Below are 26,648 nucleotides of genomic sequence, written 5' to 3'. Positions count from 1 at the left end.
CGATTACTCTAAGGTTATATGGGCCAACTGCCGATGGGCTTTGGGATCGAATAACAGGCATAGATGGCTTAGTCCTGTCCAATCTTCCCTGCCGTGCTGTTTTAAATTCAGTTCAAGCTTGGAGGCAAAGGCTAACATATGCTCAATCTGTTCGAGTGTCAGTCGCTGCAGTGCCGCTTGGTAGAGGGGTTTACGCTTATCCCAAATACGGTGTTTACTCCAAAGAGCATTTAACGCCGCGCCTTGTGCCTGTTCACTCTTTAACATGAGCAGGAGGTGCAGCTCCTTAAAGAGCGCCCAAAGCAGGATGGGCAGTGCAGTGCCTTCGCCATTAAGTTGCCCCAGCATATGTTGGGCACTTTGTTGGTGATTGGTCAGTAGGGCATCGGTGAGTTGATATACGGTAAAGCGGGACTGATCTTCAAAGTAATGGCTTAACTCATCGGCACTGACGGGGCGAGTTGGGCTGAGGAGTTGCAATAGCTGCATGGCTTGATCGGCGGCCAATAAATTCCCTTCATAGAGGGAATACAGCATAGCGCGGGCATCACTTTGCAGATTGAGCTTAAAATGCTTGATACGTGAGTCGAGCCAGCGCATAAACTGATCGCCCTCGGGGGTGGTGCAGGGCAGATACATGCCATGGGCATCTAAGGTCTTAAACCATTTGCTGTTGGTTTGCTCGCTAGCAAGCTTTGGGCCCTCGATAATCAACAGCATATCGGGATTGGGTGTTTGCAATAGTGCTTGCAGCGTAGTTGAACCGTCCGCACCGGGTTTAGCGTTAGGTAGGTTTAGCTCTATGATACGCTTGCTGGAAAACAGGCTCATGGCCTGCCATTCCTGGGTTAAGTCGCTCCAGTTAAAGCCCGTTTCTTGGATAAGCTGGATGCGTTCATCGAAGCCATGGTGTTTAGCAAATTGGCGGATCTGATCCTTAGTCGTTTCGATTAACCAAGGATCATCACCAAAAATCAGATAACAGGGCAATAGCTGGTTAAGGTGGCGGGAGAGTTGATCGGGATAGACTCTCATTGAATGATGTCCGGCATTAATCGTTGCCCCACATTAATTCACCTCAGTGCTGGCCATCGCCTGCAGAATACGATCGGCAGCCTGGATACGCATTTCCTTAGTGAGCAATTCCATTTCACGACTCTTTGCCAGCGCGGTACGGGGATCGTCTAAGTAGTCGCGGCGGATTTCAACCTTGAAAGGCTGCGCCTCTTTGCCCGGTAGTGCCACGGCGAATTCGACTAAATAAATCAGTTCATACTCGGCGACGTTACCCGTGGGATACAAAGACAAGGTCGAACGCTCTAGTGAGTCGGTGATTAGCCTTAGCACAGGTACGTCATTGGCCGCATCGACAATCTTGACATTGTTCAAACGTAACCGCTCACGCACTAGGCGAGTGAGTTCGCTATATTCATCCGAACTGCTCAAGCTTAACTGGTTAAGCGCAGCGGGGATTTGATAGCTACGTTGGAGCTTAAAACCGCAACCGGCGCTGGTCATAATGACCAGCGCCATGATTGCGAAAGCTAAGCGTTTAATTAGCATAAGTTTTCGCGGTTTCCTATTCATCTAATGACCAGCATTAGTTGGCAACTATGCTGAGCAGTTTACCTGGGACATAGATAACTTTACGCACTGTCACGCCATCTAAGTACTTGATGACTTGCTCATCCGCCATACCCAGCGCTTCGACGGAGGCTTGATCCGCATTGGCTGCCACTGTGATTTTGGCACGGACTTTACCGTTCACTTGTACCACAATCAGTTTGCTGTCTTCCACTAGGGCTGAGTCATCGACAACGGGCCATTGGCTATCTTCGATGCTGCTCGCATTACCTAACTCATTCCACAGACTAAAGCTCACATGTGGAATGATTGGGTACAGTAAACGCACCACCGCAGATAAGGCTTCGCCGATAATGGCTCTGTCTTGGCCTGTGGTTTGTGGCGCTTTTTGCAGATGGTTCATCAGTTCCATCACGGCGGCAACGGCTGTGTTGAACATCTGACGACGGCCGATATCATCGGTCACCTTAGCAATAGTCTTGTGGACTTCACGGCGCAGCGCTTTTTGATCGCCAGTTAACTTGCTGACATCTAAGGCTTCGCTATTGTCTTGGGCGATATACTCGCTTGCAAGCTTCCACAGACGTTTGATAAAGCGGTGCGCGCCTTCAACGCCAGACTCCTGCCATTCCAGGGTTAATTCTGGTGGGGATGCGAACATCATAAATAGGCGAACTGTGTCGGCGCCGTATTTCTCAACCATGACTTGAGGGTCGATACCGTTGTTTTTCGACTTAGACATCTTGCTCATGCCGGTATAAACCAGCTCGTTGCCGTCTTTGTCGATAGCCTTAGTTATGCGGCCCTTGTCGTCTTTTTCTGTGGTTGCTACATCTAACGGCGACACCCATACGCGGGCACCTTTATCGTTGGTGTAGTAGAAGGCATCGGCTAAAACCATGCCCTGAGTCAGTAACTGTTTTGCTGGCTCATTGGTGTTGACTAGACCCGCATCACGCAGCAATTTGTGGAAGAAGCGGAAATATAACAAATGCATACAGGCGTGTTCGATACCGCCAATATACTGATCCACGGGTAGCCAGTAGTTGGCTTTAGCGGGATCTAACATTTCATCGGCCTGCGGGCTGCAGTAACGGGCGTAATACCAAGAGGATTCCATAAAGGTATCGAAGGTATCGGTTTCACGCAGTGCATCTTGACCGTTGACTTGGGTTTTCGCCCATTCTTTATCGGCCTTGATGGGGCTTTGAATCCCGTCCATCACTACATCTTCTGGCAGTAATACGGGCAGTTGGTCTTCAGGCGTTGGGATCACAGAGCCGTCGGCTAAGGTCACCATAGGAATTGGCGCGCCCCAGTAACGCTGACGTGAAACACCCCAATCGCGCAGACGGTAGTTGACTTGGCGCTTGCCTTTACCTTCGGCGACTAACTTGTTAGCGATGGCATTGAAGGCGGCGTCAAAGTCTAAACCGTCGAACTCACCGGAGTTAAATAGTATGCCTTTCTCGGTATAAGCGGCTTCACTGATGTCGACTTCGCCATCAACTGGCTTGATCACAGCTTCAATCGCTAGACCGTATTTCTTGGCAAATTCGAAGTCACGTTGATCGTGGCCAGGAACCGACATCACAGCGCCGGTGCCATAGTTCATCAGTACAAAGTTAGCGGCCCAAATAGGCACTTGCTTGCCAGTGATAGGATGAATAGCGAAAAGCCCAGTGGCCACGCCGCGTTTTTCCATGGTCGCAAGTTCGGCTTCCGAGGTGGTGCTGTTTTTGCACTCATCGATAAAGGCGGCAAGCTCAGGATTAGATTGCGCGGCGATTTCAGCCAAGGGATGACCCGCGGCAATCGCCACATAGGTCACGCCCATTAAGGTATCTGGACGGGTGGTATAGATATCGAAGGTTTTATCGCTACCTGCGACGCCGAAGGTCATTTCTACACCTTCGCTGCGACCAATCCAGTTGCGCTGCATGGTCTTAACCTGCTCAGGCCAGCCATCTAAGGTATCGATATCGTTTAATAATTCTTCTGCATAGGCGGTGATTTTAATAAACCACTGTGGGATTTCTTTTTGTTCCACAGGGGTATCACAGCGCCAGCAGCAACCGTCTTGAACTTGCTCGTTCGCCAGTACGGTTTCATCGTTTGGACACCAGTTGACCGAGGCCGTCTTCTTGTAGACTAGGCCTTTCTCGTACAACTTAGTGAAGAACCATTGTTCCCAGCGATAATATTCTGGGGTGCAAGTGGCGATTTCACGGCTCCAATCGTAACCAAAACCCAGCAATTTCAGCTGGTTCTTCATGTACTCTATGTTTTCATAGGTCCATGGTGCAGGCGCGGTTTTGTTGTTAATCGCGGCATTTTCAGCGGGTAGACCAAATGAGTCCCAACCTATGGGTTGCAGCACGTTTTTGCCCTGAAGACGCTGGAAGCGTGCAACTACATCACCTATGGTATAGTTGCGGACGTGTCCCATATGGAGTCGGCCCGAAGGGTACGGAAACATTGAAAGGCAATAAAACTTTTCTTTGTTTGCATCTTCAGTGACTTCAAAGGTTTTGTTGTCATGCCAGTGCTTTTGCACTAAGGCTTCAATTTCTGAGGGATTATATTGCTCTTGCATCACGCTATTTCCGGCAGTGCCGCCTATTATTTGATCTAACGCCATATCGGCGCGAATAAGATCTGCATAGAATAAACTAGAAGCGATGCATTAAAAAGGTTCCTATGAAGGAGTATTGGTTATGAATGAGAGAAGTAACGCGCTACTAGGACTGTATCAAGCCTTAATTACCGAGGTGAAATCCCAATTTGCAGAAGATAACACTATGACTGCAAAGAATTTATTTAAGTCAGTCACTCAAGGTAAGGAGTATTTGCGTCTTAAAGAACAGGCCAAAGAAGATGAACTCGCGTTAGTGGAACAATTTTTAAAGCGTGATATAGCGAGTTTTTTGCGTGAGCAAAATGCCGATAGTTTAAGTCATAGCCCTAGTGTTATTGCCATGGAAAATACCCTGTGGCACTGGCTGAGTGAAATAACCGACCGTAGCCAAGTGGAGTGGCATGAGTTGACTCAAGACTTTAAACATCATGGCTATTACCAGAGTGGTGATATTGTCAGCCAGGGCATTATGGTTTGCACCAATTGTGGCCATGAAATGAGTATTGAGTTTCCTGGGATTGTTCCCGATTGTCCTGAGTGCGATCACGAAGAGTTTACCCGTGAACCGCTGACGCCCTAAGCGTGAACTTTGAACCCCCAAACGACGCCTAGGCGTCGTTTGTTTTAGGGGCGAAAATAGAGGGAAGGGCGTTGGTCATTATGGGCTAGTTGCGACAATAATTCAGAATTTGACCATGAAAAGGCGCGGCTAAAAATGCCGTATTGATGGGTTTATGTTGGGAATGGTCAAAACCAAGCGAGACCATTTTTTTACTAAATTTGGCGTGATTTCCGCGGCCAGGATCGACCAGCACAACATCGCAACTTGGATTGGCATGTTGCTCAATGAATTGAGAAAGCAAGTCGGCATGTTCTTGTTCATAGAGCAGATCGCTACCGATAATCAAATCGAACATACCTAATTCCGATGCCGCATCCGCCCAACCCGTTCGTACAAAGGGGATGGCACGGCCTTTATTGAGCGCCACATTTTGCGCAAGAAAGCCACCGGTTTCAGGGTGATAGTCAGTTGCCGTAATATCAGCACATCTGTGATTAAGCACTAGGCTGGCAAGACCAATTCCACAGCCAACCTCTAAAATACGTTTATTGTTAATATCGTAGTCAAGCATATGGTGGGAGAGCACCTGCCCGGATGGCCAGACTATGCCAAATAATGGCCAAGTGGCAGAGGAAATACCGAGCTTTTCCGCCTCGCCGTTAATATCTTGAAATTCTTGATTATCTCTAAGGGTGCGAACATGGATGTCAATCGCCCCAAACTCGTGGGTTTGATAGCGGATACGCAGGGGAGCCATAGGTTTGCCTTGGTATGAAATACGAGGCAGTCAAGCAAGGCCACGTCTAATGGAGCACTTTACCGTGAAATGAGTACAGGGCCTAATCTATTTTGTCGGTATTCATTTTGTAGGCATTGGCCGCGTCAACAGCCTTGGAGAGTGAGATCATACTGTGGTGGTGTGTTGGCATCCGTTGCCTGGGTATAACGGAAATAACATTGATCGTCATTGACTAAGGTGTTGCTATTAAGATCATATCCAATGTAAGTGATATCAATACCTTGATATTGGATCACTAATTTTTCGTCCGATGTGATCCACTTTTCCACATCGGTATTATCGAGGTATCCCCATTTTAGGCGGGTGTCGACTGTGCCATCGCCGTCAAGATCGATGTCGATAATATCATCACGCCCAGCGACCACTTGGCTTTGCAGGCTGGGCATTTGGGTTTTTGAGTAGGTGAGCGTATTAGCGGTTTTCACACTGGCTTGTAATTGCTGTAGGGTTTTCTCCCGAGCTTCTTTGCTTAAGCCGATAAATTTAGGCGCGGCAATCACAGCCAAGATCCCAAGCACAATCATCACCACGACCAGTTCAATCAAGGTAAAGCCAGCCATATCTTGTTTATTGAATGGGTAATGCATAGTCTAAATCCTATTGCGCTTTAACACGTCTGCCAAAGCCGAGTAATACCAGTAAACCACAGAGCAGTAGCAGGGGTGTTTGGCCTAATTTTGCGAACCATGTTTGGCCTGTCACCAGCGGAATGGTTGCGCTTAGGACGCCCGTTTCAAACTGCGGTAATGATGCGGTGATATTGCCCTTTTCATCTACTACGGCGGTAACACCGTTGTTGGTCGCGCGCACTAAAGGACGGCCCAATTCAATGGAGCGCATTTGGGCCATTTCCATATGTTGCAATGGCCCATTTGAGGTGCCAAACCAGGCATCGTTTGACACTGTGAGCAGCATATCGGTATCTAGGTCGACACTGTCCCTGAGTTGCTCTGGGAACGCTATTTCATAGCAAATTGCCGGCGCGATTTTATGTCCAAGCGCGCTCAAATTCGGCTGTTGGTATTCGCCTCTGGCAAAGGATGACATGGGCAGATTGAAGAACGGCGCAATCGGGCGCAGTAGCGCCTCGAAGGGCACAAACTCACCAATCGGCAACAGGTGATGTTTCTTAAACTGGTTGCTGCCATCGCCCTCATAGTCAGGCGCTTCCTGCTGTTTCTGGTTGTGATTACCCAACACAATCAATGAATTATAAAAATCATTGTTTTGATGGCTAATAATGCCAGTAATGATTGAGGTATGGTTTAGATTGGCGACTTTATTGGCATTATCTAAAAAGTCCTGCACCATAGACTCGGGTGCTGGGACGGCGGCCTCTGGCCAAATAATGATGTCGGCATCTAAGTGTTCGCGGGATAAGTCCATGTATTTTAAGAGTGTTGGCCACAGAGCTTCGGGCTCCCACTTCATGCTTTGGGGAATATTGCCCTGCACCAGTGCCACTTTGACGCTTTCACCCGTTGGATGAATATCGGAAAATTTAGGTACAACCCAGGCACTCAGCACCGTGATTGGCAGCAAAATCAGCAAGCTTTTATAGCGTTTAGCAAAACAGAGCGCTAAGGCACCCGCGATCATCGCGATTAAGAAACTTAATCCTAAGGCACCTATGATACTGGCAAGGGATTTTAGCGGTCCTTGGGTTTGCGAATAACCGGCCCATAACCAGGGGAAGCCCGTCATCACCCAACCACGAGCCCATTCGGTTAAGGTCCACAGGGCGGGGAATAGGGCGAGATTACGCCAAAGACCGACCTTAGTTTCACCATCACAGCGGCGGGTGTTCGTTAGCCAAGCCAGCACTAAACCAGCCAGTGCGGGATATAAGGCTAAATACAGGGCTAATAAGGCCATCAAGCCAATCGAGGCGGCAAGGGGCAGGCCACCAAAGGTGTCCATACTCACGTGTACCCAACTGATCCCGACGGCAAAACAACCAAAACCAAAGCTTAACCAATAGTAAAAGCTCGCCTTAGTCGAGAGGGGATGGCTCTGCCAAAGGGCCAGCGCCATAGCGATAGGATAGATAATCCAGATGGAATAAGGGGCGAATGAAAGTGCTGTACTGGCGCCAAGAGCCAGTGCCAGTACGAGCCTCAAAGCGCGAGAGCGGGACTTTTGTTGGGCAAAAGCCCGAATGTTATTTAGCACGAGTGATTATTCTATGTCTTCGCCAATATTAGGATCGGGGAGTTTAACCCTGAGTTGGATCAAACGCCTTGTATCGGCGCTAATCACTTTGAACTCTATGCCTTCAATCAGAATACTTTCATTGCGTTCCGGCAGATGGCCGAAGGCGTGGGAGACTAACCCACCGACGGTATCAAACTCTTCATCGCTGAAATCAGTATTGAACTCTTCGTTAAAGTCTTCAATTGGCGTTAAAGCCTTAACCATATAAACCGTGTTGCCGACTTTGCGAATTTCGGTTTCTTCGGCGCTATCGTGGTCGAATTCGTCTTCAATTTCACCAACGATTTCTTCCAAAATATCTTCGATGGTTACAAGACCAGACACACCGCCGTACTCATCGACAACAATCGCCATATGGTAGCGTTGTGAACGGAATTCTTTGAGCAATACATCGACACGCTTGCTTTCTGGCACAACGACGGCGGGACGGATCACGCGACCGAGGGAAAAGGGCTCATCACTGTTGGAGAAACCGTAGGGGATCAAATCCTTAGCGAGCAATATGCCTTCGATATGATCTTTGTCTTCATTCACGACGGGGAAGCGGGAATGGCCCGAGCCAATCACAGTGGCAAGGAGTTCTTCAACGGTATTGTCGATTTGAATCGCAACAATTTGAGCTCTTGGGATCATAATGTCCCGAACACGCATATCAGATACTTCTAATACACCCTTGATCATTTCGCGGGTGTCTTCAGTGATCAGATCGCGCTGCTCTGCACCATCAATCACATCGACTAAATCTTCGCGATTTTGAGGCTCGCCCTGAAATAACTGACTTACTCTATCTAACCAGCTTTTCTTATGGGCGTTCGTACTCGGGGGGATATCGTCACTCATAGTTTTCTCATTAACTTAGATAAATCTTATCTCAGTTAATTATTCTTCCTTATATGGGTCAGTAAAACCTAAGCTTACAATGAGTTGAGTCTCCAATGACTCCATCTCTTCGGCTTCTTCATCTTCGATGTGATCATACCCTAGCAGATGCAGACAACCATGTACAACCATGTGCGCCCAGTGGGCCTCTAGGGTTTTTTGCTGCTCACGGGCTTCATTTTCAACGACTGCGGCGCAAATAACAAGATCCCCAAGCAATGGAAGTTCAATTTCTGCTGGGGCTTCAAAGGGAAAAGACAGCACATTGGTCGGTTTATCTTTACCGCGATAGGTACTGTTAAGCATTTGGCTTTCACGACTATCGACGATGCGGATCGTCAATTCTGCCTGTTCCATGCTGTTGCCAATGGCTGTTTTCGCCCATAGGGTCAATTGTGCCTGTGTTGGCAGGTAGTCGCTTGTGGTGGCGTATTGCACATCTAAGGCTAAATCAAGACTCATGCTTTAGGGCTTCCTGCTGTTGTTGAAGCTGTTGATAGTGACTTTCTTTTTGCGCCTTTAGGGCCTGCTCTTTTTGATCGAAGGCGTCGTAGGCTTCAACGATACGTGCAACCACAGGATGGCGGACTACGTCTTGGGAGACGAAAAAATTAAAGCTGATCTCTTCAACTTGGCTTAATACTTCAATCGCGTGGCGTAAACCTGACTTAATATGTTTAGGTAAGTCGGTTTGGGTGATATCACCGGTGATCACCGCTCGGGAGTTAAAACCAATACGGGTTAAGAACATCTTCATTTGCTCAATAGTCGTATTTTGGCTTTCATCGAGAATAATAAAGGCATCGTTTAAGGTGCGACCGCGCATATAGGCAAGTGGCGCCACTTCGATGACGTTTTTTTCGATCAGGCGCTCGACCTTCTCAAAACCGAGCATCTCAAACAGGGCATCGTAGAGTGGCCGCAGATAGGGATCGACCTTTTGGCTCAAATCGCCGGGTAAGAATCCGAGTTTTTCACCGGCTTCTACTGCGGGGCGCGTTAACAGAATACGGCGCACTTCTTGGCGTTCTAACGCATCCACAGCCGCAGCGACGGCGAGGTAGGTCTTACCTGTTCCCGCAGGGCCAATACCGAAGGTGATATCATGGCGCACAATATTGGCCACATAGGTGCTTTGGTTCGGATTGCGCGGTTTAATGACGCCGCGGCGGGTTTTAATGTGCAGGGCTTTATCGTCACCGCTATCGTCCTGCTCAAGGGCGATGGCCTCTTGAATGGCGATATGCACTTGTTCAGGCTCGAGATCCGGTGTGCTGCCTTTCACCGTTTGGGTTTCAATATAAAGCTGTTTAAGTAGATTATTCGCACTTAAACAGTTACGTGGCAGTCCAGTGATTTGAAAATGGTTGTTTTTGCGAACAATTTCAACGCCTACACGACGCTCAATCTGTTTGATATTATCATCGAATGGACCGCACAATGACGCCAGACGGCGGGTTTCGGCGGGTTCGAGATACAGATTCATAGTGGTTAATTTACTGGACAAATAGTGCTCCTACTGCCAAGGGAAAAGCTATGTGCGATATGTTTTACCGCAAGATAATGTCAGTTTACGAGCCATAGCCGATAATTGCTAACGGAAAATAGCAATTGCCTCGGTAGACTTAAACAAAAGTGTGAAAGCAAAAGGGCGACTAAGTCGCCCTTCTTTATATAGGTTCTGTTTCATCCGATTTAAAGCTTACGGCTTAAATTGAGTGACACCTAGATCATCATCTTGCTTATGTTTAGCAAGGATATCCGCTGGGCGTAGGCTGCGGCGCAGATCCATTTCATCTTCACCACGGATAAACTTGCCGCGCAGTGAGTTGGTATAGACGTCAACAATTTCCACATCCACAAAGCTGCCAATATGCTTAGGCTGACCCTCGAAGTTCACGACTCGGTTGTTCTCGGTGCGACCACGTAACTCCATCGGATTTTTCACCGAAGGACCTTCAACCAGAATACGCTGCACTGTGCCCATCATATGGCGGCTGTAGCGCATGGCTTGCTGGGTGATACGATCCTGCAGAATGGCCAGACGTTGCTTTTTCTCTTCCATATCGACGTCATCGGGTAAATCCGCCGCTGGCGTGCCCGGACGTGCGCTATAGATAAAGCTGAAGCTGTGGTCGAAACCGATTTCTTCAATTAACTTCATGGTGTCACTAAAGTCATCTTTGGTTTCGCCAGGGAAGCCAATGATAAAGTCAGAACTGATTTGAATATCTGGACGGGCTTTACGCAGGCGGCGGATGATCGACTTATATTCAATCGCCATATGGCCGCGTTTCATCGCCGTGAGAATTCGGTCAGAGCCTGATTGTACGGGTAAGTGCAGGAAGCTGACTAATTCAGGAGTATCTTGGTAAACGTCAATAATATCCTGAGTGAACTCAATTGGGTGGCTTGTGGTAAAGCGAATGCGATCTATGCCGTCGATGGCGGCGACAAAGCGCAATAATTCCGCAAAGCTACAAATAGCGCCATCGTGGGTTGCACCGCGATAGGCGTTAACGTTTTGACCGAGCAGGTTCACTTCGCGCACGCCTTGCTCTGCCAACTGGGCGATTTCAAGGATGATGTCATCCAGTGGACGGCTGACTTCTTCACCGCGGGTATAAGGGACCACGCAGAATGAGCAGTATTTGCTGCAACCTTCCATGATAGACACAAACGCCGTTGGGCCTTCGGCGCGTGGCTCTGGAAGGCGGTCAAATTTTTCGATTTCAGGGAAGCTGATATCGATAACCGCTTTGTCACCACGGCGCACTTGCTCGATCATGTCCGGCAGACGGTGCAAGGTTTGTGGGCCAAAAATAATGTCGACGCATTGGGCTCTGTCTTTAATCGCTTTGCCTTCTTGAGACGCAACACAACCACCCACACCTATGATGAGGTTGGGGTTTTTATCTTTCAGCGTCTTCCAGCGCCCGAGCTGATGGAACACTTTTTCCTGCGCTTTTTCGCGGATGGAGCAAGTGTTGAGCAGGAGGATGTCAGCCTCCGACGCTTCTTCAGTCAAGGTATAACCTTGGTATTCGCCTAACAGATCAGCCATCTTGGATGAGTCATACTCATTCATTTGACAGCCCCAAGTTTTAATATGGAGTTTTTTACTCATCAGTTGTGTCGCCCTAAGATGCCCAGTAAAAATAGCGCGACATTTTACCTGCAGTTAGGGCCGCTGACCAGCTTTGTCCACACTTTTACTTGTTGGCTTTCGCCGTTTGTGATAACCACATAGAAGCTAGGTTTTTATCCTTGGTAGTGGCTTGTGCGATTTCAATGCGGTTAAGTCCTTGCGCTTTAGCCATTTCCAGTAAGCCGTTGCGTGCTTGAATGCTAATGTCCTCACGGATCTCGAGTCGAAATTCGCTCAATATTTCCGTGGTATGTTGATATAAGGCATAATCGAGCGGTGAGCGGTAAGTCACAGTGATAATTTCCATATTCGGGTTTGCCGCCATGGCATGACTCAATGGAATTAAGCTGCAAACCAGTAAGCTACCTGCTATCTGTAAATGGGTGAGTGTTTTCATGACATCCTCGCTAAGGTGTAAGGTGGATTCACTTGTTAACTCGTTAGATACGGCTAGGGCTAGTTAAGTGAGATGTTAAATTTGTTTTACTCCGCTCGCATAAAGTTTCTCTCAATGGTGTCGCTTAGAGTGTAGTGAGTATAGAAAAAGGCGAATGTTGCCTTTGTAAGCAACTGTGCGCAAAAGCCCCTATAGCAACATTTGCTCACCTTTGAGCCTAAGTTGACATGCTTTTGATACAATGCCGGCGGTTTCCCATGGGGTTGGCATCAATTAAAAAGGGAATATAAGTAGTGATAGAGATGAGCCAAAATAAACCTGTAACACAGGTTGCACCCGATGAACTGACATTTGACGTGATTTTAGTGGGCGGCGGTATGGTTGGCGCGGCGACCGCTATTGGGCTTGCAGAGCAAGGTCTTAAGGTGGCGGTAGTCGAATCTTTTGTACCTAAGGCCTATGAGCCCGAGCAGCCGTTAGATGTCCGAGTGTCTGCCATTAGTGTCGCCTCTGAAATGCTACTCGATCGCTTAGGGGCGATGGATATGTTGCTACAAATGCGCAATGTGCCTTACCTTGGCCTAGAAACTTGGGAACTCGAGGGCTGCATTACTCAATTTCACTGCAGTCAAATTGGCGTCAGCCATTTAGGGCATATTGTTGAAAACCGTTTAATTCAACTTGCGCTGTGGCAACGGATGGCGCAATTGGATGGCATCACCTTATATTGCCCAGATAAGGTCGCGGCATTTGCCCGTGATAGCGATAGCGTCAGTGTGCACTTACAGTCCAACATTAAACTGACCGCTAAGTTATTAGTGGGGGCCGATGGCGCAAATTCCCAAGTACGCCAGTGGACGGGGATTGGGACCACGGGTTGGGATTACGCCCAATCGGCGATGCTGATCAATATAAAAACGGCACAGGGCCAACAGGATGTCACTTGGCAGCAGTTTACCCCTAAGGGGCCGCGTTCCCTATTGCCTCTGCCCGGTAACAATGCTTCGCTGGTGTGGTACGACGATGCTAATCGCATTAAGCAATTGATGCAGCTTAATAATAAGCAGCTTGCAGAGCAGATAAGAGTGCATTTCCCTGCGCGTTTAGACGCCGATTTTACCGTTGAGAGTAAAGGCAGTTTCGGCCTCACTCGCCGCCATGCACAGCGTTACTATCGGCAGAACGTGGTGATCTTAGGGGATGCCGCCCATACGATAAACCCGCTTGCAGGCCAAGGGGTGAACCTAGGGTTTAAGGATGTTGAAGCGCTGCTTGCGGTCATCAAAGAGGCATTAACACAGCAGGAAGCTTGGTGGTCTAAAGCGGTTTTGGCTCGGTATCAAGATAGGCGATACCGGGATAATCAATTGATGATGACGACTATGGATGTCTTTTATGCGGGTTTTAGTAATGATATTTTGCCGCTGAAACTGCTGCGAAATGGCGCACTCAAATTGGCCAATATCAATTCACCTATCAAGCAAACCGTTCTCAAATACGCTATGGGTTTAAACTGAAGCTTGAGCTTTCCGGGATTCTGAAGCGGTAAATTGATGCGGCATTTGTTGACTTTGGCTTTGAGTGCTAAAATGCCGCGTTTTTAGCGAGTATGGTCCATTTCAGTCGTATTTCCCATGACCTAAATAGGACAACATCAGGATATTGAGTGTCATGAGCGAAATTAAATTAATCGTTGGTCTTGCTAATCCTGGGGCCGAATATGCACAGACGCGCCATAATGCTGGTGCTTGGTATGTGCATGAGTTAGCAAGGGTTTGCGGCGTGACCTTAGTGCCGGATAGCAAGTGTTTTGGTCTAACGGCGAGGGCGGTATTGCATGGCAAAGATGTGCGTTTGCTGATCCCGACGACGTATATGAATTTAAGTGGTAAAGCCGTAGGCGCATTGGCGAATTTTTTCCGAATTACGCCTGAAGAAATTTTAGTCGCCCACGATGAGCTTGATATGCCACCCGGGGTGGCTAAATTTAAGTTGGGTGGCGGCCATGGTGGTCACAATGGTTTGAAAGATATCATTGCCAAACTCGCGAATGATAAGAATTTTTATCGTCTACGCATAGGTATTGGTCATCCTGGGGATAAAAACCAAGTCAGTGGTTATGTTTTAGGTAAAGCCCCAGCCAAAGAGCAGGAACTGATCGAAGCCGCAATCGACGAAGCGGTGCGTTCCACTGAGGTCCTGTTTAAAGAAGACATGGTAAAAGCCATGAACAGATTACACTCCTTTAAAGCGGAGTAGGTTTTGCCTGCGGCGAAACATCGGTATTAAGTGATTTAATCATTCAGTAATGTGCTGCCATAGGGCAGGACGACTAAACCTCGCTGGTGAGTGTGACTTGTCAGCCAATAATCGAGAGAAAGGTAAGCATATGGGTTTTAAATGCGGCATTGTTGGTCTTCCTAACGTAGGTAAATCAACGCTTTTTAATGCGTTAACTAAGGCAGGCATCGAAGCGGCTAACTTCCCGTTTTGTACCATTGAACCTAACACGGGCGTGGTACCTGTACCGGATCCACGTTTAGATGCCCTAGCGGCGATTGTAAACCCACAACGTGTGTTACCAACGACTATGGAGTTTGTGGATATTGCAGGCTTAGTCGCGGGCGCCTCTAAAGGTGAAGGTTTAGGTAACAAGTTCCTTGCCAACATCCGTGAAACCGATGCGATCGGTCACGTAGTCCGTTGTTTTGATGATGATAACATTGTTCACGTCGCTAACAAGGTTGATCCTGCTGGTGATATTGAAGTCATCAACACTGAATTAGCCCTAGCCGACCTAGACAGCTTAGAGCGTGCGGTTATTCGTCAGCAAAAACGCGCTAAGGGTGGCGATAAAGACGCTAAGTTTGAGGTTGAAGTCTTAGAGAAAATGCGTCCAGTGCTAGATGAAGCCAAAATGCTGCGCTCTATGGATCTCTCTAAGGAAGAGTTGGAAGCGGTAGCTTACCTGAACTTCTTAACCTTAAAACCAACCATGTATATTGCTAACGTGGCGGAAGATGGTTTTGAGAATAACCCGCATTTAGATGCCGTTCGTGCGATTGCAGAAAAGGAAAACGCAATTGTCGTGTCGGTGTGTGCGGCGATCGAATCTGAATTAGCCGAAATGGATATTGAAGAACGCGATGAGTTTATGGCCGATCTAGGGTTAGAAGAACCCGGTCTGGACCGCGTGATCCGCGCCGGTTATCAGTTGCTGAGTCTGCAAACTTACTTTACCGCAGGTGTAAAAGAAGTGCGTGCTTGGACTGTGCCAGTGGGTGCCAGTGCACCGCAAGCTGCGGGTGTTATTCACACCGACTTCGAGCGTGGCTTTATTCGTGCCCAAGTGATGGCCTTTGAAGACTTCATCACCTATAAAGGTGAAGCGGGCGCGAAAGAAGCGGGTAAATTACGCGTTGAAGGTAAGACTTACATCGTTAAAGATGGCGATGTAATGCATTTCCTATTTAACGTATAAGCACTGTTATTCAAGGCGTAAGCTTTAGAATTTTAAGCTTGGGATGGGCAACAGAGGCTAATTTAGCGCATCTGTTGCTCAGTTTGGTGAAGTAATAGCCGAACAGCTTAAGCTGAGGGAAATAGCGAAAAAAAGCTGTTGACCTCGATACATCGAATAAGCATAATACGCCCCGTTCCTCGCTGAGAGGGGCGCGCAATACTGTAGTGGCAATGTAGCTCAGCTGGTTAGAGCACAGCACTCATAATGCTGGGGTCGCAGGTTCAAGTCCCGCCATTGCTACCATTTTTTAAAGAAAAGATTCTTTTAAAGATGACGTTATTGTTCTAGCAATAAGCTAGCATCACTTCAGGATGTTAACTTGAAACAGTGCGGGAATGGTGAAATTGGTAGACACGCCAGATTTAGGTTCTGGTGCCGAAAGGTGTGAGAGTTCAAGTCTCTCTTCCCGTACCATTATTTTAAAGTTTAAGTTTTGAAATAAGAATTTAGAAGCATCGGCAATAGCGGATGTTTGAAACAGAGTTTAGTTGGGGTATCGCCAAGCGGTAAGGCACCGGGTTTTGATCTCGGCATACCTAGGTTCGAATCCTAGTACCCCAGCCATTTTTCAGTTTCCAAGTTGTTTGGGGTATCGCCAAGCGGTAAGGCACCGGGTTTTGATCTCGGCATACCTAGGTTCGAATCCTAGTACCCCAGCCATTGGCAATGTAGCTCAGCTGGTTAGAGCACAGCACTCATAATGCTGGGGTCGCAGGTTCAAGTCCCGCCATTGCTACCATATTTAAATCCACGCTAAATCATCTGATTTACCTGGAAAAATTCAGAACTACTTGTATGAGTAAGTCTGGTACATTTTGATGCGGGAATGGTGAAATTGGTAGACACGCCAGATTTAGGTTCTGGTGCCGCGAGGTGTGAGAGTTCAAGTCTCTCTTCCCGTACCATCAAAATGCAACCGCTAAGGTTGATGACAAGTTAATTGGGGTATCGCCAAGCGGTAAGGCACCGGGTTTTGATCTCGGCATACCTAGGTTCGAATCCTAGTACCCCAGCCATAGTTAAAAAGCCCGTCAATGACGGGCTTTTTGCTTTTTGTCTTTTGTCTTGTACTTCGTCAGTTGTCCTTTTATTTCCCTGTTATTTTTCAACATACCTTTTTATCGCGTCAGCCTGGGAAAGCTGAACAGGGTTAAGGTTTGTGATAAAAGCGAGAGGGAACGATATAACGGCGGTGAGATAAGTGTTCAATCGAGATAAAAAGCCACAGTGCTTGAATAAACACTGTGGCTTGAGTCGGCATTATGCTTTAAAGCATTATCGCAACTTGGCGGAAATACTCTCGCACAATAATAGGTCGCCCGAGAATTGTCCCGTCATTATTGTACAGGCTTGATTTCTTTGATTGGTGTCGCTTCTTTTAGTGGTGTGATTTCAGTATTCGCCTTTTGCTGCAGTTTTTGCGGATCGGTATAGTCGGCGAGTTCTTTTGGCCAACTAGGAACGAGTTTCTCAGCCTGATCCGTAAACTGCTCAGAGATAATTTGGGGCGAGCCACCCGTTAGCAACATTACTGCCATTTGGTTGGTATCCGAGTTCCATACAAATCCAGCTTTTTCAGCCATTTCAGGCACTGGAGTGTAAGTCGACACCATATAAAATAAGGGGCCTTCCTGTTGAATTTTGTCGGCAGTTTTAAGCAATGACATGGTCGTGTCGTAGTTATCCCCTAATAAGGCTTGCATACGATCTTTGATTAAGGGTTGCTCAAATAATCCAACATCATTTGGATTTAAGCCGACGAGGGGTTTGAGCAAGGCCCACATCAGTTGGCCTTGGGGTGACATTAATAAAAGTGGAGCAACACAGGCGTTGAGCATTAACGCGAGCCACAGGATATGCAGGCAACGCATTTTTTTGAGCAGAGATGTACTCAAGATGATATTTCCTTCGAAGTACCAGCAAGTCGCCGGCGGCGGATTGTAGCCGATCGCGATGCTGTAAACGAGGGGGGTAAAAAGTTAATTTTAAAGTGGAAGTTTTACATAAATACCTCCATTTTAAGTGCAAAATGCCACCGCCTGTTCGGCGAGTGAGTCTTTGTATTGAGTTACCTTTGTCTGTGGACTATTTATCGGCGCAGCAGGTATCACTACTACTGAACTAGTGGATTTAGGTTTCATTGCTGGTAACTCTGCTTCAGGTTGGGTAAGCTGCATCAATCTACAGTTTTTGATGCGACAATATAAAAGGTGAACGACATTCTGTCATTGTCATGCCTTGAATTGAAGCACGTTATGCGCCCTGAAACTCGTATCTTGAGGTAGCTTGGGTATAAGGTTAGAATAGCGCAATTCCACCCTCATTTGACTGTGCTGACCTTAGCGTTGGCACGGGTTGCTTTTGTTTTAAAGGAGACGAAATAAGTTATGACTAAGGTTCCTATGACCGTTGTCGGTGCAGAGCAGCTGCGTAAAGAATTAGACATTCTCAAGTTTGAACGTCGCCCTAAAATTACTGAAGCGATTGCCTCAGCAAGGGAATTAGGCGACCTAAAAGAAAATGCGGAATACCACGCAGCCCGCGAGGAACAAGGTATTTGCGAAGCGCGCATCCGCGATATTGAGGGTAAGTTATCTAACGCGCAAATTATCGATGTGACTAAAATGGCAAACAATGGTCGTATCATTTTTGGTACCACAGTCACCATTTTGAACCTCGATACCGATGCCGAAGTGACCTACCGTATCGTAGGTGACGATGAAGCCAATATTAAAGAAAACCTGATTTCAGTAAACTCACCTATTGCCCGCGGCTTAGTGGGTAAAAACGAAGGCGATGAAGTGTCTATCACGACGCCAGGCGGCTTAACTGACTACGAAGTCATCTCGGTACAGTATTTATAATCGGCTTATCGTGCCGTGAGTGTGACTCGTGATGGTTCTAAAACCGCCCTAGGGCGGTTTTTTGTTATCCGTCGATTGAGTTTGTATGGTGTTTAGTGCTCGCGCTTAAGGTTTAAATTTAGGTTTTTAGTCAAGGATGGAGACAGCGCAGAGTCAAACCTTGGGCAAGATGGATAAAGATTAATTTGTCTCTTAATGCTGCTTTACCTAAGCTGCAGGTTAAGTGAATGTTCCAGTGCCGTTTATCCGTCACCGAACTCACTGTATTGATGGTTTTTATTGTTGATTTGATAAGAGGGCACGCTTTGGTAAAACACTGGCGTACGGGATTGATGTTAGTTTGCGTGGCGATCATGCTGATTGCGCACTCGGCTAGCTATACGCCAAAAACCTCAATACAACGCAGTGTTGCAAGTCACCATTATATTCAGACACATACAGATCTTAAGAAAGCGGCTCTGAAACAAACGGCTCAGATGCACACTGTGAGTCTTGATAGTTCAACTCCCGATGCAGAGGCAAACGCCGAATCTCAAAGTTTGCCCGATGCTATTGCTCAATCGAATTCACATTCTGATGCGCAAACCGTTGAAAGCTGCGGCTCGTTGAGTAGCCATGATGTCCATAGTGTCAGTTCAGACTCAGCATCCCAGCCAACACCTTGTCCAAGCTCAGATTACGTGAGTCATTCGGACGACTTAAATTTTGCCCCAATAAATTCGTCGCGCTTTATCAGCCTTGCCCAGCACGATGTGCGTGAGGTTAAGCCAGAATATTTGCTGGCATTGGATTTTACTGCCGAGCCCAGGCTCAATGTCGTTGAACCGCCCAAGCTTGATATCATATCGGACTGGACGCTTTCAGCCGTATCTTCCCCCGCCCTAATTTCGGGGTGGAAAGTCTCAAATCTTCAATATCGATTTAGCCAACAAGCCGCTTAACCCGCTTATTTAGGCGTGCTATCGACTGGAGTTCGCTCCCGTTGAACGTGCATGCCATTGCATTTTTGTTCTCACCGAAACTTTTATCGCGGCTGCATTCGCTGTGATACTTGAGCCTAACAAGCTTAGCTTGCTGGTGCTCAATACCTGTTTCGGACTGATATCAATATGTTCGCTTAACTTTGATTTAAAAGTTAGGTGATAGATGGCGAGTTAATCCCATGGAAATTAAACCCAATAAACGGCTGCTAAATCACTATTCAGCTTGGAAATATATAGTCCTTATCGTCACCATCATAGTGATGTTATTCAGTGCCTTGCCGACATTTTTTGGCGAGGATGCTGCGGTGCAGGTGGGGGCAAAGGCGGGGTTAACACTCACCCCCATTGCCCTTAGGGATAAGCTGCAAGCGCAAGGCGTAACGGTAAAACGTATCGATCAAAAGAATGGTGAAACCTTGATTGTTCTTGCCGAGGATAGTCAACAAACCTTAGTCAAAACTTTGGTTTCCTCTATGGTGACAGATCCAAAAGAGTTGACCTTATCCCTTGCCAGTGCGGCGCCAAGTTGGTTGCAAAATTTAGGTTTTCAGCCGATTAAACTGGGGCTCGACTTACGTGGTGGCGTGCAGTTTCTACTCGATGTTGATGTTGAGCCTGTGTATCAAACTCAGGCAGAGGCGCTGGTCGATTCGCTACGTCAACTCATCCGTGAACAGAAGATCCGTGGTGCCAGCGTCTATTTAGACCAAAGTAGCCAGTTAAACCTGACCTTGCCCGATAATGATGCCCGGGCCGCCGTGCGTCAGATGATGAAACAGTCCTATCCCAATTGGCAATTATCCAATGCCGATGGTGCGGGTTTACAGATTAAGTTGAGCCAAGAGGAACAAACGAAACTGCGTAATTTGACCGTGCAGCAAAACCTGCAAGTTATGCGCAGTCGTATTGAAGAACTCGGTATCACTGAAGCCTTAGTGCAGCGCCAAGGTGAGCATCGAATTCGGATTGAGTTGCCTGGCGTGCAAGATCCTGCGGCGGCGAAAAACGTCATTGGTGCTACGGCGAGTCTGGCGTTCTTCGAGGTGAAAGAGTCAGGCTCTGTGAATGCCATGGTACTCAACGACAAGTCGGGTAAGCCTATTTATGTGAGCCGCACGCCTGTGCTGGGTGGCGATCATATTGTCGATGCCAGAGCGAGTTTAGGTGAGATGGGCATGGCCGAGGTGAACATTAATCTCGACCGTGTCGGCGGGCAAAAAATGTCTGCATTTTCCCGCACCAATATCGGCAAACCTATGGCGACGTCTTACAGCGAATACAGCCGTGATGAACAGGGTAAGGCCAAGCAAACCCAAGAGATTATCAGCGTCGCGACCATTCAATCCCAGCTTGGGGATCGCTTCAGCATTACAGGTGCAGGTACCTACCAAGAAGCACAGCAATTAGCCCTGTTACTGCGAGCGGGTTCTATGACAGCGCCCGTGACTATTGTTGAGGAGCGCACCATTGGCCCGACCTTAGGTGCTGAAAATATAGAAAATGGTTTTGCCGCCCTCGGTCTAGGTATGGGAATTACCTTGTTATTTATGGCGCTTTGGTATCGCCGCCTCGGTTGGGTGGCGAATATCGCGCTGATTTCCAACATGGTGATCCTATTTGGTTTACTGGCGCTTATCCCTGGTGCTGTGTTGACCTTACCTGGGATTGCGGGTTTGGTGTTAACAGTCGGTATGGCTGTCGATACTAACGTGCTGATTTTCGAACGAATAAAAGACAAATTAAAAGAAGGTCGCAGTTTTGCGCTGGCAATTGATACTGGGTTTGATAGTGCGTTTTCGACTATTTTCGACGCTAATTTTACCACTATGATCACGGCTGTCGTGCTGTACTCCATCGGTAATGGCCCAATTCAAGGTTTCGCCTTGACCTTAGGTCTTGGTCTATTGACCAGCATGTTTACCGGTATCTTTGCCTCAAGGGCCTTGATTAACTTAGTTTATGGCCGTGATGCTAGCCGTCATGTGAGGGTATAAGTATGAAAAATATGAATTTAATGACTAATTTAACTCAGTGGCGTTATGTTTCTAGTGCTATCTCAATTTTATTGATGGTAGCGTCATTAACTATCATAGGTGTGAAGGGGTTTAACTGGGGCTTAGATTTTACCGGTGGTGTAGTGACAGAAGTTCAGCTCGACAGCAAAATCACCGGCAGCGAGTTACAACCCTTACTTAACGCGGCTTACCAGCAGGAGGTGAGTGTGGTTTCGGCCAGTGAACCGGGCCGTTGGGTGCTACGCTATTCCGATATAAAGAGTGTCGATACACAGAGTACGGATACCGAGCAAGGGAATATCGATATTCAGCAGGCATTAGCGCCGCTTAACGCTGAGGTGCAAGTACTGAATAGCAGCGTTGTTGGGCCGCAAATTGGTCAAGAACTGGCGGAGCAGGGCGGGTTAGCGTTGTTAGTGGCTATGCTGTGTATTTTGGGATACTTAAGTTATCGCTTCGAATGGCGACTCGCGTCGGGTGCTTTGTTTGCGCTAGTGCACGACGTCGTGTTTGTCCTAGCGTTTTTCGCGCTGACGCAGATGGAGTTTAATTTAACGGTTCTGGCGGCTGTGCTGGCGATTTTAGGCTATTCGTTAAATGACTCGATTATCATTGCCGACCGTATCCGTGAGTTATTGATTGCAAAACCTAAGCTTGCGATTCAAGAGATTAATAACCAAGCGATTGTGGCGACATTCTCCCGCACTATGGTGACCTCAGGGACAACCTTAATGACGGTCGGTGCGCTGTGGATCATGGGCGGTGGGCCGTTGGAAGGATTTTCGATTGCGATGTTTATCGGTATTTTAACCGGTACATTCTCATCGATTTCTGTTGGCACCTCACTGCCTGAGTTTTTAGGTTTAACGCCTGAGCATTATAAAGAGCAAGTGATCTCTGATACACCTTAGTGCTTTATTTTCATTCGTAGCAAAAACAAAGAGGCCACTCAATTGAGTGGCCTCTTTGTTAACACAATAAAAATCAAGAAAAATTACTTTGCCTTTGGCAAAGCAATCTTCATTTCGGGTGATTGACGATAAATCACCAGAATATGACCAATAAGTTGCACTTTTGCGGATTGAGTTTCACGTACTATGGCATCAACGATGGCATTTTTTAGCTCTCTGTCGGCAGAGGCTACTTTCACTTTGATCAATTCATGATAAGCGAGTGCGCTTTCAATTTCAGCGAGTACACCTTCAGTCAATCCATTGGCACCAAGCAGCACCACTGGCTTTAGCGGATGCGCTAGACCTTTTAAATGCTGTTTTTGTTTGGTTGTTAAGTTCATTTCTACCAACTTTTGCTGAGTTACTGTTGAAAAACGGCTATTCTACCCTTATATAGCCCTTGTGTAACTCTCAATTGTTGCGGATTTTAAATGTCAGGTAAAAAACGTACGGCCAGTTCCAATCGCTGGATGCTGGAACACTTTGATGATCATTATGTCAAACTAGCACAGAAAATGGGATTGCGATCTCGCGCTGCGTTCAAGCTTGAGGAGATCCAGCAAAAGGATCAACTTATTCGCTCAGGCATGACTGTAGTTGACTTAGGAGCTGCGCCGGGAGGCTGGTCTCAAGTGGCGGTTAAGTTAGCGGGAGATAAAGGTAAGGTCATCGCCTGTGACATTTTACCTATGGATCCCATCGTCGGGGTAGACTTTTTGCAAGGGGATTTTCGTGAAGATAAAGTCCTTCAAGCATTGCTTACCCGAGTCGGTGCGGATAAGGTTGACGTTGTGTTGTCTGACATGGCGCCCAACATGAGTGGTTCAGACGGTGTCGATCAGCCGCGTGCCATGTATTTAGTGGAACTGGCGTTAGATATGTGTCATCAAGTGTTGGCACCTAATGGCAGTTTTGCGGTCAAAGTCTTTCAGGGGGAGGGCTTTGACGAATATATGAAAGCGGTTAAAGAGGCGTTCAAAGTCGTAAAAACACGTAAACCGGACTCTTCACGGGCGCGTTCCCGGGAAGTCTATCTTGTGGCGACTGGGTACAAGTTGTAGTAACCTAGCGTTAATCATCGCAAGACTTTATGAGGTCTAGTAATTTGAGTGACATGGCAAAAAATCTAATACTCTGGGTTGTCATCGCCGTTGTGCTGATGTCAGTGTTTCAGGGTTACTCCCCCTCTTCTTCGTCATCGCAGAAGATGGATTATTCTACTTTCCTAGACAATGTTCGTGATGGGCAAGTCGCTACCGTTGAAGTGAAAAGTGACCAACGTACTATCGAAGGTTCAAAACGCACTGGCGAAAAATTCACGACCATCATGCCATTGTATGATCAAGATTTGATTAATGATCTTGACCGTAAAGGCATCACCATGAAGGGGCAAGAAGCCGAAGAGTCAGGGTTCCTAACTCAAATCTTCATCTCTTGGTTCCCAATGTTATTGCTTATCGGGGTATGGATTTTCTTCATGCGCCAGATGCAAGGCGGCGGTGGCAAAGGCGCTATGTCCTTTGGCAAGAGCAAAGCCAAGCTGATGAGCGAAGATCAAATCAAGACCACTTTTGCCGATGTTGCTGGCTGTGATGAAGCCAAAGAGGAAGTGAAAGAGCTGGTTGATTATCTGCGTGACCCAACTAAATTCCAAAAATTGGGCGGCCGTATTCCAACGGGCGTGCTGATGGTGGGGCCTCCAGGCACGGGTAAAACCTTGCTGGCGAAAGCCATTGCGGGTGAATCTAAGGTGCCTTTCTTCACTATCTCGGGTTCTGACTTCGTTGAAATGTTCGTTGGTGTCGGTGCATCCCGTGTGCGTGACATGTTCGAACAGGCGAAAAAGTCTGCACCTTGTATCATCTTTATCGATGAAATCGATGCGGTCGGTCGTCAACGCGGCGCGGGTTTAGGTGGTGGTCATGATGAACGTGAGCAAACACTGAACCAAATGCTGGTTGAGATGGACGGCTTCGAAGGTAATGAAGGCGTTATCGTTATCGCGGCAACTAACCGTCCAGACGTACTCGATTCTGCACTGCTGCGTCCAGGTCGTTTTGACCGTCAAGTGGTCGTTGGCTTACCTGACGTGCGTGGTCGTGAGCAGATTTTGAAAGTGCATATGCGTAAAGTACCGCTTTCTGAAGACGTGAAGGCGAGCGTGATTGCCCGCGGTACACCAGGATTCTCGGGTGCTGACCTAGCGAACTTAGTCAACGAAGCGGCCCTGTTTGCGGCTCGCGGAAATCGCCGAGTTGTGGGCATGGAAGAATTTGAACGTGCTAAAGATAAAATCATGATGGGTGCTGAGCGCCGTTCTATGGTGATGTCTGAAGCCGAAAAAGAAATGACCGCATACCACGAAGCGGGCCATGCGATTGTGGGTTGTTTAGTACCAGAGCACGATCCTGTGCACAAGGTGACTATCATTCCCCGCGGCCGTGCACTGGGGGTGACTTTCTTCTTACCCGAAGCAGACTCAGTCAGTCAGAGTCGTCGTAAGCTAGAGAGCCAAATTTCGGTCGCCTACGGTGGTCGTCTAGCAGAAGAGCTTATCTACGGTACAGAAAAAGTGTCGACTGGCGCATCACAGGACATCAAATACGCGACATCCATTGCGCGTAACATGGTGACCCAGTGGGGCTTCTCGGACAAGCTAGGTCCATTACTCTATGCCGAAGAAGACGGTGAAGTGTTCTTAGGGCGCAGCATGGGCAAAGCCAAAGCCATGTCCGATGAAACGGCGACGGTTATCGATGCCGAAGTGAAAGTTTTTATCGATAAAAACTATGGCCGCGCAAAGCAGATATTGACGGATAACCTCGATATTCTGCATGCGATGAAAGAAGCCTTAATGAAGTATGAAACCATTGACTCACTGCAAATTGACGATTTAATGAATCGCCGTGAAGTACGCCAACCCGCCGATTGGCAAGTCGATGACAATGGTTCAAACGATAAAGGTAATAGTCAGGGTGAACCTGCGGTCAATACGGAGGAAACCGCTAAGGCGACTCCCGTTGAAACTGAACTTAAAGATGTCGATGAATCGCCCGTTAAGTAAGTTGTCGTAATTGAAAGAGAACCCCGTAAAGGGGTTTTCTTGTTTTACCTTGCTAGAAAATTGATTGCGCTGTCATTTGTCACTGTTTCTCTATTATAGAGATCGCTGGGCAGTGAATAGAAAATAGATAACGCGCTAGCAAGCTGTCCCAAATGGAGTAAATGCGTGTTTGAATTAATTGCTGATACTAAACGCCTGTCTTTAGCTTCCCCCATTGTGATGGGGATCCTCAATGTGACTCCCGATTCTTTTTCCGATGGTGGAAAATTCACCTCCTTCGAACTGGCCTGCAAACATGCGGACGAAATGGTCGCCCAAGGCGCCAAAATCATTGATATTGGCGGCGAGTCGACAAGGCCGGGCGCTGCAGAAGTGAGTATCGAAGATGAATTAGCGCGAGTGATCCCACTGGTGAACTATGTGGCTAAACACCATGATGTGTGGATCTCGGTCGATACCAGCAAACCCGAAGTGATGCGCCAATCCGTTGCTGCGGGTGCACATCTGATTAATGATGTACGCGCTTTAATGGAGCCCGGTGCGCTCGAAGCTGCCGCGCAGTTGAATGTGCCTATCTGTTTAATGCATATGCAAGGCGAGCCGCGCAGTATGCAGAGTGCTCCCGAATATCAAGATGTTGTTGCCGAGGTTTCGACTTTTCTCGCCGAACGGATTCAGGCTTGTCTCGATGCTGGCATCCCGCGGGAACACTTATTGATAGACCCCGGTTTTGGCTTTGGTAAAACTTTAGAACATAACTATGAACTACTGGCAAAGTTAGATACTTTTGCCCAGTTTGAGTTGCCAATATTGATCGGTTTATCCCGTAAGAGCATGATAGGCAATCTTCTGGGAAGACCGACCTTAGAACGTTTGGCGGGGAGCCTAGCTGGCGCTATGATAGCGGCACAGAAAGGGGCGCATATTATTCGCGTACATGATGTTCCTGAAACTATGGATATGCTTAAAGTGTTACAAGCGACACAGGCATATCTCTAAACGCTATTCTTGCTAAGTAACTAATT

At 47.5% G+C, this 26,648-nt stretch carries 23 protein-coding genes, 7 tRNA genes and 1 pseudogene; 18 read left to right on the top strand and 13 right to left on the bottom strand.

The window, feature by feature from the left end:
• Positions 1-3: 3 nt before the first annotated feature.
• The 3 genes from holA to leuS are packed head-to-tail and all read right to left on the bottom strand — an operon-like array spanning position 4 to position 4,180.
• Positions 4-1,035, bottom strand: a complete 1,032-nt coding sequence (holA, locus tag COW15_RS19365; protein ID WP_293635165.1) for a DNA polymerase III subunit delta — start codon at positions 1,033-1,035, stop codon at positions 4-6.
• Positions 1,036-1,068: 33 nt separating this feature from the next.
• Positions 1,069-1,563: an LPS assembly lipoprotein LptE gene (gene lptE, locus COW15_RS19360; protein WP_293635163.1), complete on the bottom strand. Its 495-nt coding sequence runs from the start codon at positions 1,561-1,563 to the stop codon at positions 1,069-1,071.
• 37 nt (positions 1,564-1,600) lie between these two features.
• Entirely contained in the window at positions 1,601-4,180 is a 2,580-nt protein-coding gene (gene leuS, locus COW15_RS19355; protein ID WP_293635245.1) for a leucine--tRNA ligase, read from the bottom strand.
• A 121-nt stretch (positions 4,181-4,301) separates the two neighbouring features.
• Here leuS and COW15_RS19350 point away from each other — a divergent pair, with 121 nt between their 5' ends.
• Entirely contained in the window at positions 4,302-4,802 is a 501-nt protein-coding gene (locus COW15_RS19350) for a zinc ribbon-containing protein (protein ID WP_293635161.1), read from the top strand.
• A gap of 85 nt (positions 4,803-4,887) precedes the next feature.
• Here COW15_RS19350 and COW15_RS19345 read toward each other — a convergent pair whose 3' ends face one another.
• The 8 genes from COW15_RS19345 to COW15_RS19310 form a co-directional block, all read right to left on the bottom strand.
• Positions 4,888-5,541, bottom strand: a complete 654-nt coding sequence (locus COW15_RS19345; RefSeq protein ID WP_293635159.1) for a methyltransferase domain-containing protein — start codon at positions 5,539-5,541, stop codon at positions 4,888-4,890.
• A gap of 125 nt (positions 5,542-5,666) precedes the next feature.
• The gene (locus COW15_RS19340) at positions 5,667-6,170 is read right to left on the bottom strand and encodes a type II secretion system protein (protein ID WP_293635157.1); all 504 of its coding nucleotides are present in this window, start codon (positions 6,168-6,170) and stop codon (positions 5,667-5,669) included.
• Between the two features lie 10 nt (positions 6,171-6,180).
• Positions 6,181-7,755 (bottom strand): apolipoprotein N-acyltransferase, encoded by a 1,575-nt coding sequence (gene lnt / locus COW15_RS19335; RefSeq protein WP_293635155.1) that lies wholly within the window; start codon positions 7,753-7,755, stop codon positions 6,181-6,183.
• A gap of 6 nt (positions 7,756-7,761) precedes the next feature.
• The gene (corC, locus tag COW15_RS19330) at positions 7,762-8,637 is read right to left on the bottom strand and encodes a CNNM family magnesium/cobalt transport protein CorC (protein WP_293635153.1); all 876 of its coding nucleotides are present in this window, start codon (positions 8,635-8,637) and stop codon (positions 7,762-7,764) included.
• Between the two features lie 39 nt (positions 8,638-8,676).
• Complete coding sequence (ybeY, locus tag COW15_RS19325) at positions 8,677-9,138, bottom strand: rRNA maturation RNase YbeY (RefSeq protein ID WP_293635151.1); 462 nt, start codon at positions 9,136-9,138, stop codon at positions 8,677-8,679.
• On the bottom strand, positions 9,128-10,183 hold the full coding sequence (locus COW15_RS19320) for a PhoH family protein (protein ID WP_293635149.1): 1,056 nt from the start codon (positions 10,181-10,183) through the stop codon (positions 9,128-9,130). The genes ybeY and COW15_RS19320 overlap by 11 nt, the downstream gene beginning before the upstream one ends.
• A gap of 195 nt (positions 10,184-10,378) precedes the next feature.
• Complete coding sequence (miaB, locus tag COW15_RS19315; protein WP_293635147.1) at positions 10,379-11,803, bottom strand: tRNA (N6-isopentenyl adenosine(37)-C2)-methylthiotransferase MiaB; 1,425 nt, start codon at positions 11,801-11,803, stop codon at positions 10,379-10,381.
• A gap of 85 nt (positions 11,804-11,888) precedes the next feature.
• Positions 11,889-12,221: a hypothetical protein gene (locus COW15_RS19310; RefSeq protein WP_293635145.1), complete on the bottom strand. Its 333-nt coding sequence runs from the start codon at positions 12,219-12,221 to the stop codon at positions 11,889-11,891.
• 302 nt (positions 12,222-12,523) lie between these two features.
• Here COW15_RS19310 and COW15_RS19305 point away from each other — a divergent pair, with 302 nt between their 5' ends.
• The 10 genes from COW15_RS19305 (at position 12,524) to COW15_RS19260 (ending at position 16,760) form a co-directional block, all read left to right on the top strand.
• On the top strand, positions 12,524-13,738 hold the full coding sequence (locus tag COW15_RS19305) for an FAD-dependent monooxygenase (RefSeq protein ID WP_293635143.1): 1,215 nt from the start codon (positions 12,524-12,526) through the stop codon (positions 13,736-13,738).
• Positions 13,739-13,892: 154 nt separating this feature from the next.
• On the top strand, positions 13,893-14,480 hold the full coding sequence (gene pth, locus COW15_RS19300) for an aminoacyl-tRNA hydrolase (RefSeq protein ID WP_293635141.1): 588 nt from the start codon (positions 13,893-13,895) through the stop codon (positions 14,478-14,480).
• A gap of 130 nt (positions 14,481-14,610) precedes the next feature.
• Entirely contained in the window at positions 14,611-15,702 is a 1,092-nt protein-coding gene (gene ychF / locus COW15_RS19295) for a redox-regulated ATPase YchF (RefSeq protein ID WP_293635139.1), read from the top strand.
• A gap of 208 nt (positions 15,703-15,910) precedes the next feature.
• A tRNA-Met gene (locus COW15_RS19290) sits at positions 15,911-15,987 on the top strand.
• A gap of 86 nt (positions 15,988-16,073) precedes the next feature.
• Positions 16,074-16,158 (top strand) — tRNA-Leu (locus COW15_RS19285).
• 75 nt (positions 16,159-16,233) lie between these two features.
• Positions 16,234-16,308: transfer RNA gene (locus COW15_RS19280), tRNA-Gln, on the top strand.
• Positions 16,309-16,329: 21 nt separating this feature from the next.
• A tRNA-Gln gene (locus tag COW15_RS19275) sits at positions 16,330-16,404 on the top strand.
• 2 nt (positions 16,405-16,406) lie between these two features.
• Positions 16,407-16,483: transfer RNA gene (locus tag COW15_RS19270), tRNA-Met, on the top strand.
• An 81-nt stretch (positions 16,484-16,564) separates the two neighbouring features.
• Positions 16,565-16,649 (top strand) — tRNA-Leu (locus COW15_RS19265).
• Positions 16,650-16,685: 36 nt separating this feature from the next.
• Positions 16,686-16,760, top strand: a tRNA-Gln gene (locus COW15_RS19260).
• Positions 16,761-17,147: 387 nt separating this feature from the next.
• Here COW15_RS19260 and COW15_RS19255 read toward each other — a convergent pair.
• Positions 17,148-17,615 (bottom strand): annotated as a pseudogene (locus COW15_RS19255) (hypothetical protein); the annotation flags it as partial.
• Positions 17,616-18,131: 516 nt separating this feature from the next.
• On the opposite strand from COW15_RS19255, the gene greA reads away from it, so the two are divergent.
• The 4 genes from greA (at position 18,132) to secF (ending at position 22,517) form a co-directional block, all read left to right on the top strand.
• A complete protein-coding gene (greA, locus tag COW15_RS19250) occupies positions 18,132-18,608 on the top strand; it encodes a transcription elongation factor GreA (RefSeq protein ID WP_293635135.1) in 477 nt (158 codons plus the stop codon).
• Between the two features lie 332 nt (positions 18,609-18,940).
• Positions 18,941-19,549 (top strand): hypothetical protein, encoded by a 609-nt coding sequence (locus COW15_RS19245; protein WP_293635243.1) that lies wholly within the window; start codon positions 18,941-18,943, stop codon positions 19,547-19,549.
• 221 nt (positions 19,550-19,770) lie between these two features.
• Positions 19,771-21,585: a protein translocase subunit SecD gene (gene secD / locus COW15_RS19240; protein ID WP_293635133.1), complete on the top strand. Its 1,815-nt coding sequence runs from the start codon at positions 19,771-19,773 to the stop codon at positions 21,583-21,585.
• Between the two features lie 2 nt (positions 21,586-21,587).
• Positions 21,588-22,517 carry a protein translocase subunit SecF gene (gene secF / locus COW15_RS19235; RefSeq protein WP_293635131.1) on the top strand — a complete coding sequence of 310 codons (930 nt, stop codon included), beginning with the start codon at positions 21,588-21,590 and terminating at the stop codon, positions 22,515-22,517.
• An 83-nt stretch (positions 22,518-22,600) separates the two neighbouring features.
• On the opposite strand, the gene yhbY is transcribed toward secF, so the two are convergent.
• Positions 22,601-22,900, bottom strand: coding sequence for a ribosome assembly RNA-binding protein YhbY (yhbY, locus tag COW15_RS19230; RefSeq protein ID WP_006082725.1), 300 nt, complete (start codon positions 22,898-22,900; stop codon positions 22,601-22,603).
• Positions 22,901-22,990: 90 nt separating this feature from the next.
• Here yhbY and rlmE point away from each other — a divergent pair, with 90 nt between their 5' ends.
• The 3 genes from rlmE (at position 22,991) to folP (ending at position 26,622) form a co-directional block, all read left to right on the top strand.
• Entirely contained in the window at positions 22,991-23,620 is a 630-nt protein-coding gene (gene rlmE, locus COW15_RS19225) for a 23S rRNA (uridine(2552)-2'-O)-methyltransferase RlmE (RefSeq protein ID WP_293635125.1), read from the top strand.
• Between the two features lie 29 nt (positions 23,621-23,649).
• Positions 23,650-25,623: an ATP-dependent zinc metalloprotease FtsH gene (gene ftsH, locus COW15_RS19220; protein ID WP_293635123.1), complete on the top strand. Its 1,974-nt coding sequence runs from the start codon at positions 23,650-23,652 to the stop codon at positions 25,621-25,623.
• 165 nt (positions 25,624-25,788) lie between these two features.
• Entirely contained in the window at positions 25,789-26,622 is an 834-nt protein-coding gene (folP, locus tag COW15_RS19215) for a dihydropteroate synthase (protein WP_293635122.1), read from the top strand.
• The last annotated feature ends 26 nt before the right edge of the window (positions 26,623-26,648 follow it).

This window comes from Shewanella sp. CG12_big_fil_rev_8_21_14_0_65_47_15, from assembly GCF_002783505.1.
Lineage (GTDB): Bacteria > Pseudomonadota > Gammaproteobacteria > Enterobacterales > Shewanellaceae > Shewanella.
The sequence above is the reverse complement of the archived record's forward strand: the minus strand, read 5'-3'. Positions and strand labels throughout refer to the sequence as shown.

Bases quoted from the DNA above. Each gene is read 5' to 3' on its own strand.
- holA (WP_293635165.1), bottom strand. From the start codon at position 1,035: ATGAGAGTCTATCCCGATCAACTCTCCCGCCACCTTAACCAGCTATTG.
- lptE (WP_293635163.1), bottom strand. From the start codon at position 1,563: ATGCTAATTAAACGCTTAGCTTTCGCAATCATGGCGCTGGTCATTATG.
- leuS (WP_293635245.1), bottom strand. From the start codon at position 4,180: ATGCAAGAGCAATATAATCCCTCAGAAATTGAAGCCTTAGTGCAAAAG.
- COW15_RS19350 (WP_293635161.1), top strand. From the start codon at position 4,302: ATGAATGAGAGAAGTAACGCGCTACTAGGACTGTATCAAGCCTTAATT.
- COW15_RS19345 (WP_293635159.1), bottom strand. From the start codon at position 5,541: ATGGCTCCCCTGCGTATCCGCTATCAAACCCACGAGTTTGGGGCGATT.
- COW15_RS19340 (WP_293635157.1), bottom strand. From the start codon at position 6,170: ATGCATTACCCATTCAATAAACAAGATATGGCTGGCTTTACCTTGATT.
- corC (WP_293635153.1), bottom strand. From the start codon at position 8,637: ATGAGTGACGATATCCCCCCGAGTACGAACGCCCATAAGAAAAGCTGG.
- ybeY (WP_293635151.1), bottom strand. From the start codon at position 9,138: ATGAGTCTTGATTTAGCCTTAGATGTGCAATACGCCACCACAAGCGAC.
- miaB (WP_293635147.1), bottom strand. From the start codon at position 11,803: ATGAGTAAAAAACTCCATATTAAAACTTGGGGCTGTCAAATGAATGAG.
- COW15_RS19310 (WP_293635145.1), bottom strand. From the start codon at position 12,221: ATGAAAACACTCACCCATTTACAGATAGCAGGTAGCTTACTGGTTTGC.
- COW15_RS19305 (WP_293635143.1), top strand. From the start codon at position 12,524: ATGAGCCAAAATAAACCTGTAACACAGGTTGCACCCGATGAACTGACA.
- pth (WP_293635141.1), top strand. From the start codon at position 13,893: ATGAGCGAAATTAAATTAATCGTTGGTCTTGCTAATCCTGGGGCCGAA.
- ychF (WP_293635139.1), top strand. From the start codon at position 14,611: ATGGGTTTTAAATGCGGCATTGTTGGTCTTCCTAACGTAGGTAAATCA.
- greA (WP_293635135.1), top strand. From the start codon at position 18,132: ATGACTAAGGTTCCTATGACCGTTGTCGGTGCAGAGCAGCTGCGTAAA.
- COW15_RS19245 (WP_293635243.1), top strand. From the start codon at position 18,941: ATGTTAGTTTGCGTGGCGATCATGCTGATTGCGCACTCGGCTAGCTAT.
- secD (WP_293635133.1), top strand. From the start codon at position 19,771: ATGGAAATTAAACCCAATAAACGGCTGCTAAATCACTATTCAGCTTGG.
- secF (WP_293635131.1), top strand. From the start codon at position 21,588: ATGAAAAATATGAATTTAATGACTAATTTAACTCAGTGGCGTTATGTT.
- yhbY (WP_006082725.1), bottom strand. From the start codon at position 22,900: ATGAACTTAACAACCAAACAAAAACAGCATTTAAAAGGTCTAGCGCAT.
- rlmE (WP_293635125.1), top strand. From the start codon at position 22,991: ATGTCAGGTAAAAAACGTACGGCCAGTTCCAATCGCTGGATGCTGGAA.
- ftsH (WP_293635123.1), top strand. From the start codon at position 23,650: ATGAGGTCTAGTAATTTGAGTGACATGGCAAAAAATCTAATACTCTGG.